This window comes from Erythrobacter donghaensis (genome assembly GCF_001557325.1).
GTDB classification, from domain to species: Bacteria; Pseudomonadota; Alphaproteobacteria; order Sphingomonadales; family Sphingomonadaceae; genus Erythrobacter; species Erythrobacter donghaensis_B.
Map to the genome: position 1 here is coordinate 1 of NZ_LSJS01000127.1, position 12090 is coordinate 12090.

General features: G+C 64.4%; 9 protein-coding genes. 4 read left to right on the forward strand and 5 right to left on the reverse strand.

All coding sequences use genetic code 11. The features are described 5' to 3' along the window. Positions 1–4 precede the first annotated feature (4 nt). On the reverse strand, positions 5–334 hold the full coding sequence (locus AX692_RS06760; protein ID WP_054725555.1) for a hypothetical protein: 330 nt from the start codon (positions 332–334) through the stop codon (positions 5–7). Positions 335–798: 464 nt separating this feature from the next. On the opposite strand from AX692_RS06760, the gene AX692_RS06765 reads away from it, so the two are divergent. From AX692_RS06765 to AX692_RS06775, 4 genes are all read left to right on the forward strand, one after another. Next, positions 799–1146 (forward strand): transcriptional regulator, encoded by a 348-nt coding sequence (locus tag AX692_RS06765; RefSeq protein ID WP_230960724.1) that lies wholly within the window; start codon positions 799–801, stop codon positions 1144–1146. Positions 1147–1192: 46 nt separating this feature from the next. After that, positions 1193–1426 (forward strand): AlpA family phage regulatory protein, encoded by a 234-nt coding sequence (locus AX692_RS18950; RefSeq protein ID WP_419470483.1) that lies wholly within the window; start codon positions 1193–1195, stop codon positions 1424–1426. Positions 1427–1780: 354 nt separating this feature from the next. Further along, positions 1781–3049 carry a chromate efflux transporter gene (gene chrA / locus AX692_RS06770; protein ID WP_230959521.1) on the forward strand — a complete coding sequence of 423 codons (1269 nt, stop codon included), beginning with the start codon at positions 1781–1783 and terminating at the stop codon, positions 3047–3049. Between the two features lie 10 nt (positions 3050–3059). Then, positions 3060–3779 carry a superoxide dismutase gene (locus AX692_RS06775; RefSeq protein WP_081095187.1) on the forward strand — a complete coding sequence of 240 codons (720 nt, stop codon included), beginning with the start codon at positions 3060–3062 and terminating at the stop codon, positions 3777–3779. Here the strand turns inward: AX692_RS06775 and AX692_RS06780 are convergent, their stop codons facing one another. The 4 genes from AX692_RS06780 to AX692_RS06795 are packed head-to-tail and all read right to left on the reverse strand — an operon-like array spanning position 3780 to position 10768. Further along, positions 3780–5096 carry an MFS transporter gene (locus tag AX692_RS06780; protein WP_067402161.1) on the reverse strand — a complete coding sequence of 439 codons (1317 nt, stop codon included), beginning with the start codon at positions 5094–5096 and terminating at the stop codon, positions 3780–3782. A 35-nt stretch (positions 5097–5131) separates the two neighbouring features. Further along, positions 5132–8278 (reverse strand): efflux RND transporter permease subunit, encoded by a 3147-nt coding sequence (locus AX692_RS06785; protein WP_067402159.1) that lies wholly within the window; start codon positions 8276–8278, stop codon positions 5132–5134. 13 nt (positions 8279–8291) lie between these two features. Next, positions 8292–9542 (reverse strand): efflux RND transporter periplasmic adaptor subunit, encoded by a 1251-nt coding sequence (locus AX692_RS06790; protein WP_073974479.1) that lies wholly within the window; start codon positions 9540–9542, stop codon positions 8292–8294. A 2-nt stretch (positions 9543–9544) separates the two neighbouring features. Beyond that, positions 9545–10768 (reverse strand): TolC family protein, encoded by a 1224-nt coding sequence (locus AX692_RS06795; protein WP_067402155.1) that lies wholly within the window; start codon positions 10766–10768, stop codon positions 9545–9547. Between the last annotated feature and the right edge of the window lie 1322 nt (positions 10769–12090).

The window sequence follows — 12090 nt, forward strand, 5'->3', positions numbered from 1 at the left end:
GCGTTCAGATGACCGCGGTCACGACCGAGGTGACGATCGGAACACCGGTGCCGACGCCGATGCCGACACCCACCGGAACGGCGACCTGGCCGAGCGAAAAGCGCCCGGACGCCAGACCGATCAGGCCGCCAGCGAGGCTGAGAACCGTGATGATCTTGCCGCCGGAGCCTTCCAGAAAGTCGGTGAACTTGGTGAGGGCAGGGGTGAAGGTCGTATCAGCGCCAGCATAGGCGGCGCTCGCCGCAAGCGCCGCGACTGCGACCGGGATGGCAATGTTGAGGGTCTTGCCGAGGCCCTTGACGCTGGCGCGCCGGGGGAGGGTGAGAGACTGCATGTGAAGCTCCGGTTGAAGGGGTGGTCACAGCGTTCTTGCGTTCGCTGTGTGTTCCACATGCATCTAGGAAATGTTCGTAGGAAAGTGTTCAGCGGCAATACCGTCTGGAGGTGGAAGGATGCGGACGCATCTTTTCCCGCTGAACGCATAAAATCGACGATAAAGGCGTACCATCAGTCATTTTGTGTCGGTGAACGCCGTCCCGGGAGGCGGGATTTGGCGACGACTCGGATAAAGGAACTGATTCGCCTCTAAACGAGATGTTCCGTTTATGTTCTTTTCGTTTTCCTACATGGGGTGCTTCGCGATATGCCTGCGACTCGAACCAGTGCAGATACAAGGAGACACCCATGCACCATCCAACCGCCGCCGCCAGACCGGCCAATGAAAGCCTGGCACGCGTGCTCGCCCATGCGATCGAAGCCGCTGGCAAGCCCCGCCACAGGATTGCCAGTGAATGCGGAATGCACCGCGAGACCCTGCTTCGCCTTGCGCGCGGCGAGCGGCCTATCGGGCTCGACGATGCGGCACTTGTGCTCGCCGCCTGTGGAGCGCACTCCCGCGCGACGATGATCCTTGCTCTTGCCGGGCAGGAAGACCTCGCCTGCGAGTGGATGCATGGCGAAATGGGCGAATTTCTCGAAGAGTTCTTCACAAGCCTCCCAGTCCATCTTCAGCGGACCCTCGGACGGCGGATTGAGGATCTGCGGCCTCGGTGGGCCAACGGCACCTCACAGCTCGTGGCACGAATGCTTGCCAAGCACATCGATGATTTTGTGGACCGGGACATCGCGATGTCGCTGCCCCGGTAAATGCCAAAGTTCGGAGGGGATCGAACCCAAGCAAGTGAGATCAACAATGCCGCATGCAACACCAGATGAAATGCACACGCCTCAACCGCCCGAAGCAGCACCGCCGGCGAGGCTTTTGCGCCTGCCGGAAGTGATCGCCCGGGTCGGACTGCGCCGCTCCGCTATCTATCAGCGTATGAGCGAGGGCCGGTTCCCGAGATCGCGATCGCTGGGGCCGAAATGTGTCGTATGGGTCGAAGCGGAAATCAACGACTGGATGCGAGATATTGTGTCGAGCTAAAGGCGTTTCCGGGCCAATTTGGCACGGTATGTCGGCGGCCGACCTGACTGCAGGCACTTACAGTGGTCATACTGACAGTCTGCGTCACCCGGATAATATTCTGCTGAAAAAGTGGGATGCAAGGGATGCTAACAAGCGGCGCGGCTGGATGATTGGCGCGCGGGTGTCTGCTTGATCTCCCTTTATTTGGACGCTAAACAGCACCCCAGCGGGGCTAAGCAACCTCCCGCCGAGGTCAAGACAGGCCCAAGCGTTGCCTCGTTGCCTTGCCATTTCCGGTGGGGCGAATTGCGCGAGGTTATCTTGGCTTCACTGGCTACTTCCCCGTCCATCACATTTGCCGAACTGCTGCGGGTGTTTACCCGTATCGGCTTCCTTAGTTTCGGAGGCCCCGCCGGACAGATCGCGCTCATGCACCGCGAGCTGGTGGATGAGCACAAATGGATAAGCGAGGAGGACTTTCTCCACGCGCTCAATTTTTGCCACCTGCTTCCCGGCCCCGAAGCGCAGCAGCTGGCGACGTGGATTGGCTGGCGACTGCATGGCTGGCGCGGCGGGCTGGCTGCAGGCTTGCTGTTCGTAATTCCCGGTGCGCTGATCATCCTCGCGCTGTCGGTGCTTTATGCGATCGCCGCCAATCTCGCATGGGTCGAAGCGCTGTTTCTGGGCGTGAAGGCGGCGGTGCTGGCCATCGTCGTGCAAGCTCTCCTGCGGATTGCCGGGCGCGCACTCGATACGGGCCTGAAGCGCGGGCTCGCGGCGGCGGCCTTTGTCGGCCTGTTCTTCTTCGATCTCCCATTCCCGCTGATCGTGCTGGGGTCAGGGGTCATCGGCATGATCGCGGGGAAGAGGCGACCCGATCTGCTGGCGCTCAAGCCAGCCACAGGGGCTGACGCTGTGCCGGAGCGGCCATGGCGCACCACCTTCTTCTCGATTGCGCTGTGGGGCGCAGTGTGGGCGGCGCCGATGGTGCTGATTGCGGCGACGCTGGGGCGCGAGCATGTGTTGTGGGATATCGGGGCCTTCTTCTCGCAGCTTGCCGTGGTGACCTTTGGCGGGGCCTATGCTGTGCTCGCCTATATGGCGCAGGAGGCAGTGCAGGGTTTCGGCTGGCTCCAGCCCGGTGAAATGGCCGACGGGCTCGGCCTGGCCGAGACCACACCGGGGCCACTGATCCTTGTCACCCAATTCGTCGGCTATCTCGCCGCCTTCCGCGCGCCCGAGCCGTTCTCGCCGCTGATGGCAGGGTTCCTCGGGGCGATGCTGACGACCTGGGTCACCTTTGCGCCGTGCTTCATGTGGATCTTCGCCTTTGCCCCGTGGATTGACCGGCTCGGCCGTGCGGTGGCGCTGAAAGGCGGGCTGGCAGCGGTGACGGCGGCGGTGGTGGGGGTGATCGGCAACCTGACCGCGTGGTTCGCGCTGCACGTGCTGTTTACCGCGGTGGGCCAGCGCCATGTCGGCCCGGTTCGGCTCTACTGGCCCGAGCTTGCCAGCTTCGACTGGCGCGCGGGCTTGCTGGCACTACTGGCCTTCACGCTCGCCTTCGGCTTGAAGTGGTCGGTGCTGCGCGTGCTGGCGGCCTGCGGGGTGGGCGGACTGGTTCTGGTTCTGGCGACGTGAGGAGGACGATATGAGCGATATTACCCGAAGGCAGGCAATCGGCACCGCCGCCCTTTCCGCAGCCGGCGCGGCGCTGGTAGCAACCCATGGCAGCGTTGCCGGGCAGGCGCCGGCCTCTGCTGCCGCCGCCTTCGCCGGAAAGCACACCCCCAAGCCGCTGCGCTTTAACCCCGCTAAACTAACCGGGCTGTCGGAGAAGCTCATCACCTCGCACTGGGAGAACAATTACCAGGGCTCGGTGCGCGGGCTCAATACCATCGAGACCCGGCTCGCCGCGGCGATGGCCGATCCCGAATTTCCGCCGGTCGCCTACTCCGGGCTCAAGCGCGAGGAACTGCACCGCACCGGATCGGTGGTGCTGCACGAGCTCTATTTCGGCGCGCTCGGCGGGATTGGCACTCCCGGCGGATCGATCACCGAAGCGCTGACAAGCTGGTTCGGCGGATACGATGCCTGGGCGGCCGAGTTCCGGCGCACCGCGATGAGCCTTGCCGGCGGATCGGGCTGGTGCGTGCTCACGTGGAACGCGCACACCCGGTCGCTCCACAATTACTGGGCTTGGGATCACATGCACGGCGCGGTGACCGGCACCCCGCTGATCGCGCTCGACATGTATGAACATGCCTATCACATGGACTATGGCACCGCCGCCGCGCGCTATGTCGATGCTTTCATGGCCAATCTCGACTGGGAGGTGGTCGACGCGCGGTATCGCGCGGCGATTGCCTGATCAGGAGCGGCCCGGCCAGTGTCCGTGCAAGTCGTCGATGACATAGGGATGGGCGTGTTGCCCACCGCCATGCCCGGCCAGATGCGGATGGTCTGCGGGCAGATCGGGGTGGTCGTGGGCCAATGCGGCGGGGTCGTTCGTCGGCCAGCGCCATAGCGCCAGCAACAGTCCCGCAGCGCCGAGCCCCGCCAGTGCGACCAAGGCGGTTGTCATGCCGAAGCGGGCGCCCGCCTGCCCCGCGATCGGATAGGCCATCAGCCAGCAGACATGGCTGAGCGCGAACTGCGCGGCGAAGAGCGCGGGGCGATCAGCCTCGCTGGATGACCGCCGCAGCAGCCTGCCACCCGGCGTAACGCAGAGCGAATAGCCGATACCCATCACCAGCCACCCGGCAAGAAGATGGGGCCAATCGAGCGCCAGACCTGCCAGTCCGCCAAGCGTCACGGTGAGGATTAGAGCCCCCGTGAGCATGACCGTCCGGTCGGCGATGTGCTGCAACACCCGCGGCAGCGCGAGGGCGGCCAGCATCGAGCCGCCGCCATAGGCCGCAAGCGCCAGAGCCACATCGCCTTGGCTGCGGCCCATGCCCTTCACAATGACGACCGTGTTGACGATCACCATTGCGCTGCCCGCCGCAGCAGTGAGGGTCACGGCCAGCAGGCCGAGCAGGCGGGGTGTCTTCAAATAGATGCGCGCGCCGCGCGTGGTCTTGCGCCAGACACTCTCGACAATCGCCGCGGCAGCCTTGCGATGCGGCAGCGCGGCCGTGACGACCAGCAGCGCCGAGATCGCAAAGCCGATCGCTGTGCCCGCGAACAGCCAGTGGAAGCTGATCACCGTCAGGAGCGCAGCGGCCAGAATCGGGCTCAGCAGGCTTTCCAGATCATAGGCGAGGCGCGAAAGCGAGAGTGCGCGGGTGTATTCCTCCTCGTCCGGGAGAATATCGGGGATGGTCGCCTGAAACGTCGGCGTGAAGGCCGCCGAGGCCGATTGCAGCAGGAAGATCAGCAGATAGACCTGCCAGACCGCATCGACGAACGGGAGCGTCAGTGCAGCACCGGCGCGCAGCAGGTCCATCGCCACCAACAGTCCCTTGCGCGGCAGCCTGTCGGCATAGGCCCCGACCACCGGCGCGACGCCGATATAAGCCACCATCTTGATCGCCAGCGCCGTGCCCAGCACCGCACCCGCATCCGCGCCGGCGATCTCGTAAGCCAGCAGACCGAGGGCCACCGTGGCAAGCCCCGTCCCCACCAGCGCGATGACCTGCGCCAGAAACAGATGCCGGTAGGTGCGGTGTGCAAGCACGGATAGCATGATCGGGTTCTCCTATCCCTTGCCGCCCAGATGTATCATGCCACGTTCGCCGGCATGGCCGAACCTTGTTGCGCCTCCACCTCCCTCCCGCGCACCATGCGGTAGAGCGCGGGCAGGACGATGAGGGTCAGGATGGTCGAGGAAATGATCCCGCCGATCACCACGGTCGCCAGCGGACGCTGGACTTCGGAGCCGAGCCCGACGTTGAGCGCCATCGGCACGAAGCCGAGGCTTGCGACCAGCGCGGTCATCAGCACCGGGCGCAGGCGCGCCTGTGCACCGTCGCGGATCGCGTCCTCCAGCCCGCTGCCTTCCTCCATCAACTGCTTGATGAAGGTCAGCATCACCACCCCGTTGAGCACCGCAACCCCGGACAGGGCGATGAACCCGACCCCGGCCGAGATCGAGAACGGGATACCGCGCAGCAGCAGCGCCGCGATCCCGCCGGTCAGCGCAAGCGGCACGCCGGAGAACACCACCAGGGCATCCTTCCATGACCGGAACAGGGTGACGAGCAGGCCGAAGATCAGCAGCAGCGCGAGCGGGACGACGATCTGCAAGCGCGTCGCCGCCGATTGCAATTGCTCGAAGGTCCCGCCGTAATCGATCCAGTAGCCTTCGGGCAGCTCGACCTCGGCACCGATCCGCTCCTTCGCCTCGGCGATGAACGATCCCAGATCGCGGCCACGGACATTGGTGGTCACCACCGCGCGGCGCTTGCCGTCCTCGCGGCTGATCTGGTTCGGCCCCTGAATGCGCTCGATGCTGGCGACCTCGGACAGCGGCACAGCGCCGCCGCTAGGAAGCGGGATGGGCAGGCGCTCGATCACCTGCGGGTCCTGCCGCAGCTGCTCGGGCAGACGCACGACGATGTCGAAACGCCGGTCACCCTCGAAGATCTGCCCCGCCTCGGCACCACCGATGGCGGTGGCGACCACGGTCTGGACATCATCGACATTGAGGCCGAGCTGGGTGAGCTTGAGCCGGTCGGGCACAACCTGGATGAACGGCAGGCCGGTAACCTGTTCGGTCTGGGCGTCCTGCGATCCGGCAATGCTGCCGACCACGTTCTCGATTTCGGCTGCGGTTGCCGCCAGCTGATCGAGATCGTCACCATAGACCTTGATCGCGACATCCGAACGCACGCCCGCGATCAGTTCGTTGAAACGCATCTGGATCGGCTGGATGAACTCGTAGCGCGAGCCCGGCACTTCCTGCACGGCCTTGTTCATCTCCGCGACCAGTTGGGCCTTTGGCTTGCGCGGATCGGGCCATTGATCGCGCGGCTTCATGATGACGAAGGTATCGGCGACCGAAGGCGGCACCGGATCTGTGGCAACATCGGCGGTGCCGATCTTGGCGAACACCATGTCGACCTCCGGGAACTTCTTGATCCGGTCTTCGAGGGCGCTCTGCATCTGCACCGCCTGGGTCAGGCTCGTCCCGGGAATGCGTAGCGCGTGCAGCGCGATGTCGCCTTCATCGAGATTGGGAATGAACTCCGACCCCAGACGCGTCGCGGCGAGACCGCTCAGCGCCACCAGCACGGCCGCTGCGCCAACGACGATCCGGCGCTGACGGATCGCGAAATCGAGCATCGGGACATAGCGGGATTTGGCCGTGCGCATGACGCGGTTCTCTTTCTCCTCGACCCGGCCGGTGACGAAGGTCGCCACGGCTGCGGGAACGAAGGTGAGCGACAGCAGCAAGGCGGCCGTGAGCGCCATCACCACCACCAGCGCCATCGGGTGGAAGGTCTTCCCTTCCACGCCCTCCAGCGCGAAGATCGGGATGTAGACAATGGTGATGATCAGGATGCCGAACAGGCTCGGGCGGATAACCTCCGCCGAGGCACCGGCGGCGAGCTTGAACCGCTCTTCACGGTCAAGCACCCGGCCAAGCCTGTGCTGTGCCTCGCCGAACCGCCTGAGGCAGTTTTCGACGATGATCACCGCACCATCGACGATGAGGCCAAAGTCGAGCGCGCCAAGGCTCATGAGATTGCCCGATACATTGGTCTGCACCATGCCCGTGATGGTCATCAGGAACGACAGCGGGATCACCGCCGCCGTGATCAGCGCCGCGCGGATATTGCCGAGCAGCACGAACAGCACCACGATCACCAGCAGCGCGCCTTCGGCAAGGTTGCGTTCGACGGTGGAGACGGTGGCCTCGACCAGCTTGGAGCGGTCGTAGACAGTCTTGGCGACAACCCCGCCGGGAAGCGAACGGTTCACCTCCTCAAGGCGTTCGGCCACTGCGACGCTGACTTCGCGCGCGTTCTCGCCGACCAGCATGTAGATGGTGCCGAGCACCACCTCCTGCCCGTCCTTGGTCGCCGCGCCGTTGCGGATTTCCGAGCCGATCTCGACATCGGCGACATCCGCGATCCGCACCGGCACGCCGCCGCGTGTCGCAACGATGATGCCGGCCAGGTCACGCTCGCCCTGCGCCTGCCCCGGCACGCGGATCAGGTATTGCGCGCCCGAACGCTCGATGTAACCCGCGCCGACATTGCCATTGTTGGCTTCGAGCGCGGCGATGACGTTCTCGACCGTCAGGCCGAAGCCTGCGAGCCGCGAGGGATCGGGGGCGACGACATATTCCTTGCGGTAGCCACCCACCGAATTGACTTCGGTGACCCCCGGCACGTTGCGCAGCTGGGGGCGAACGACCCAGTCGTGCAGCGTGCGCAGATCCTGCGCGGTGTAGCGCGTGCCATCGCTTTTGACCGCCCCCGGCTTGGCCTCGATCGTATACATGAAGATTTCGCCCAGCCCGGTCGCGATCGGGCCCAGTTCGGGCTCGATCCCGGCGGGCAGGGTCGAACGCACGCCTTGCAGGCGCTCGTTGACGAGCTGGCGGGCGAAATAGATGTCGGTGCCGTCGGCGAACACCACCGTCACCTGGCTCAGGCCGTAGCGCGAGACCGAGCGCGTGTATTCGAGCCCCGGCAGGCCGGCGATCGCCGTCTCGACCGGGAAGGTGATGCGCTGCTCGGCCTCCAGCGGCGAGAAGCCAGGCGCGGCCGTATTGATCTGCACCTGGACATTGGTGATGTCGGGCACGGCATCGATCTTCAGCCGCCCGAAGCTGTAGGCCCCGATGGCGGCCAGAAGCAGGACCGCGACCAGCACTGCGACACGCTGCCGGATCGACAGCTCGATAATTTTCTCAAGCATTTCCGGGGGCCTCTCAGTGATCGTGGCTTGCGCCGGACTTTTCGATGTCGGCCTTGATGACGTAGCTGTTCTCGGCGGCGTAAACCGTGCCCGGCTTGATGCCGCTGATCACCTCGGTCCATTCCGGCCCTTCCTTGCCGAGTTCGAGCATCCGCACTTCATAGGTCTGGCCGATCTTGGCAAAGACCACGCGGAAATCGCGGAACTGCTGGATCGCGTCGGTCCTGACTGCCAGCGGCACCTGGCGCTGCTCGACGGTCACCAGCCCGCGCACTGCCATGCCGGGACGCCAGAAGCCGTCGCGGTTGGGAAGCGCAGCCCGCGCAGTCACGGCCTGGCTGGTGACATCGGCAAGCGGCAGGAAATCGCGGATCACCGCGCTCTGCGTGCGCTCGCCTTCCAATCCGCGGATCTGGACCTGCTGGCCGGGCCGCACCCGCTCGATGTCGCGCGGGAAAATCGGGAAGGTCGCCACGGTGCGCGCCGGGTCGGAAATCACGAACAGCGGCTCGCTGTCGGCAATCGATCCGACATTGGCATTGCGTGCGCTGATCACGCCCGCCATCGGTGCGTAGATCGCGTAGGTCTGGAGCGAATAGCTGCTCTCGACCTTCGCCAGCAGCGTTCCCTTGGAGACCCGGTCGCCGACGTTCCGGAACACCGCCACCACGGGGCCGGGATACTTGGCCCCCACCTCGGCGCTGCCGGCCGGATCGAGCTCCACCCGGCCGATGATCTCGACCGTATCGCCGATCGCCTGCGGGCCGACGGTCTCCGTCTTGATGCCGGCGGCACTTGCGGCCGCATCGGTGATGGTCGCGCGGCCCTCGTAGGAAGCAAAGCTCCACTTGTGAGTCTTGCCGCCCATACTCGCCTCGACCACGACATCGAAGCTGTGCGGCTCGACCAGAACCGCATTGCCGCGCAGGAAATCGTCCTGCGGGGCGAAGTCGAAGGTGGTCTTCTCCCCGTCGAGCCGGGCGATCATGACGCGCGCCTTGACCTCCTTGGGATCAAGTGGCTTGTCCGCACGGTAGGCGTAGAGCCGGTATTCGGGCGGCACGCCATCCTCGAACACGGTGACCTCGATGGCAAAATCGCCGTCGCGCAGCATCCGCCCGTTGTGCGGCCCGCGCTCGTAATCGGCGGCCGCAGCAGCTTCGGCTTCGGCGCTTTCTGCGGTCCCGGCATTCTCGCCCGCTTGACCGCAGGCTATGAGAGGTGCCGCGAGAAGAGTGGCTGCGATGAGATAGATACGGCGCATGGTCAGTTACCCCCAACGAGTTCGGCAAACCGGCCGGTCAGGCGATCAAGTTCAGCCTTGGCACGGTGATATTCGGTCATGGCATCGACCATCCGCACGCGTGCGTCATGCAGAGCGTTTTGCGCGGTCGAGACGTCGAGAAAGGTGAAGCCGCCGCGCTTGTAGCCCGCCAGCACTTCGCGCAGCGTCTGCTCGGCGCCGGGCACGACCTTGGTGCGGATCGCCTCCGCCTCGTGGCCCGCTTCCTCGACCCGCTCCACGGCAAAGCCAATGGCGCGGCGCCGCTCGAACCGCTCGACGGCAAGGTCGGCTTCGATCTGGCGCTTCTCGGCTTCGGCGCGGTCGCGATTGGCCTGGTTGAGTGCGCGGTTCGATAGCGGCAGCGAGAAGCCGCCAACAAGAGCGACATCGCCCGTCCCAAGGAAACGGGGGCCGGCGAACACGGTCGGATCGGTGCGCGCGTTCGCGTCCTGCAAACGGATATTGGCATCGGCGCGGCGGCTGCGCGCCTCATACAAGGCCAGATCGATCGAGGCGAGATCGTCCGGCACTGCGCCTGCCGGCGCGAAGTCGAGAAAGGCGTCCGTCACAACCGAGAACTCGTCGTCGGCCTGTCCGGAAAGCAAGGCAAGGCGGGTCTTGGCCGCTTCCACCGCATGTTCGGCCAATTCCAGATCGACCTTGGCTTCCGCCAGCTGCGTTCGCGCGCGCGTTCCAGCAAAGAGCGGATCGCGGGCATCGTCCACCCGGCGCTGCACGTCTTTCTGGAGCGCCTCGGCGATCTCCACCCGGCTGCGCGCGAGTTCGAGATCGAGCGTCGCGGCCTGCACCTCGACGTAGAGTTGCTGGACCTTCTGGGCGAGATCGAGCCGCGCGATCAGCCCCTGCGCCTGCGCGACCCCGATGTCGCCTTCGGCCAGTGCCACCCGGGCCGCACGCTTGCCGCCCCGCTCGATGCGTTGATTATAGGTGGCATCGATCTGGAACTGGTTGAAACCATTCGTCCCGATGTTCTCGACGGCGCCGTCGATGGTCGCAGCGGGCTTTGTATCAGCAGCCGCGCGCGCGGCCTCCAGCACTTCCACCCGGGCTGTTGCTGCGGCACCCAGCGGCGAGTTGGCCACAGACTGGCGGATCGCCTCTTCGAGGGTCAGCGTATCGGCATTGGCCGCTCCCGCTGACAGGAACGTGACCGCAAGCAGTGCGGCACGCAGTATCGTCTTCATTTCACCTGCTCCTGACACGTCTGCTCAAGGCGCAGCCGGACGCAGCCGGCGACACCGTGCAACGATGTCAGGCGGTTCGCGGAGGTCTCAGAAGCGAGTTGGGGCGGGAGATAGCCGCAAGCGATGCACGCGGCGGAAAATGGAGCTCCTTCGCCGATGGCAGGCCTGCAAATTCGGTATGATCGGCGGAAAGCAGGGCGAAGCCATGCCCGGCCATGGAGCCATGACTATGCGTCAGGCCTCTCTCCGGATCCCGCTGATCGGCCGGTGCGTCCCCAAGCGCCGCCTTCTCGAAGCTTGCCACCGGGTCCACAGCGTGAACATGGTCCGAATGGTGCGTATGAACGGCCGTGGCAGAGGACAACTGCTCGTGCACAGCCAAATGCGCATCCCAAGCTCTGCCCGAAAGGAGCATCGCGCAGAGGACAAGGAGTAGGCCAAGCCGGGCAAACATCTGGAAAAGGCTAGGGCCAAACTATGCTCGAAGCAATATGTCTTTCCCCGTGCGTCGCTCGCAGGGGTCTATGGTGCAGGCAAGTCTCGAGCACCGAGACCCTCTATAGGCAACGCATCTGAGCCAATTTTAGGCCTTGGCGACTGGTGAGCTCGTGCCGGGAGAGGAGCCTTGTTTCCGATTAATGAACACGCATGGCAGGTCATCGCCGCCGCTCTAGTCAGCTGTCACGCGGCTGCGATGCCGCCTTGATTTCGCGACGCCATAATCGGCGAGACGGGGTGCTGGCTAACTCTGAAGACAGATTGGAGGACAGCGGCCTCTCCCGAATGCGTGATCAACGCCGGCATTTTGCAATCAGCTCAGTCACAGCATCGATAGGGTCAATGCCTGAGTGAGCCGTAATGTCCGGTTTTGCCTTGAGAGCTGGCATTGAGGACATTGAAATCTGATGGCCGAAAAGTCCCACGATCTGGCTCTAGCGCGTACCGTTCTTTCAGGGGTTGAACCAGCGATTGTCGCTCGGGTTGAGCCGGTCGGTCACATGGATTGTGCACCTTCTGAGGTCAGATAAAACGCCTAAGGCGAACGACTGTACGTCGCAAGGAACCCATTATGTGGGAGGAAATGTGGGAGAATATATCTGAAAATCCATTATTTATCTATAAAATACAGCACTTAATGAGGTGGTTCGGTACAAGCCCTGCCACCAACCCCTTCCAGAGCCCCGATGGACATGAAAAAACAGCGGGCTCGTTCCTCCGGCTGCGCGACAAGGGTGTTGCACGCGAGGCATGGAAACCATGCCCGACCTCCGAGCGGACTAACCTAAGGCGGCGGTGGGGGTCTTTCGGGCTCGGCGGGGTGG

Bases quoted from the DNA above. Each gene is read 5' to 3' on its own strand.
- AX692_RS06760 (WP_054725555.1), bottom strand. From the start codon at position 334: ATGCAGTCTCTCACCCTCCCCCGGCGCGCCAGCGTCAAGGGCCTCGGC.
- AX692_RS06765 (WP_230960724.1), top strand. From the start codon at position 799: ATGCACCGCGAGACCCTGCTTCGCCTTGCGCGCGGCGAGCGGCCTATC.
- AX692_RS18950 (WP_419470483.1), top strand. From the start codon at position 1,193: ATGCCGCATGCAACACCAGATGAAATGCACACGCCTCAACCGCCCGAA.
- AX692_RS06775 (WP_081095187.1), top strand. From the start codon at position 3,060: ATGAGCGATATTACCCGAAGGCAGGCAATCGGCACCGCCGCCCTTTCC.
- AX692_RS06780 (WP_067402161.1), bottom strand. From the start codon at position 5,096: ATGCTATCCGTGCTTGCACACCGCACCTACCGGCATCTGTTTCTGGCG.
- AX692_RS06785 (WP_067402159.1), bottom strand. From the start codon at position 8,278: ATGCTTGAGAAAATTATCGAGCTGTCGATCCGGCAGCGTGTCGCAGTG.
- AX692_RS06790 (WP_073974479.1), bottom strand. From the start codon at position 9,542: ATGCGCCGTATCTATCTCATCGCAGCCACTCTTCTCGCGGCACCTCTC.
- AX692_RS06795 (WP_067402155.1), bottom strand. From the start codon at position 10,768: ATGAAGACGATACTGCGTGCCGCACTGCTTGCGGTCACGTTCCTGTCA.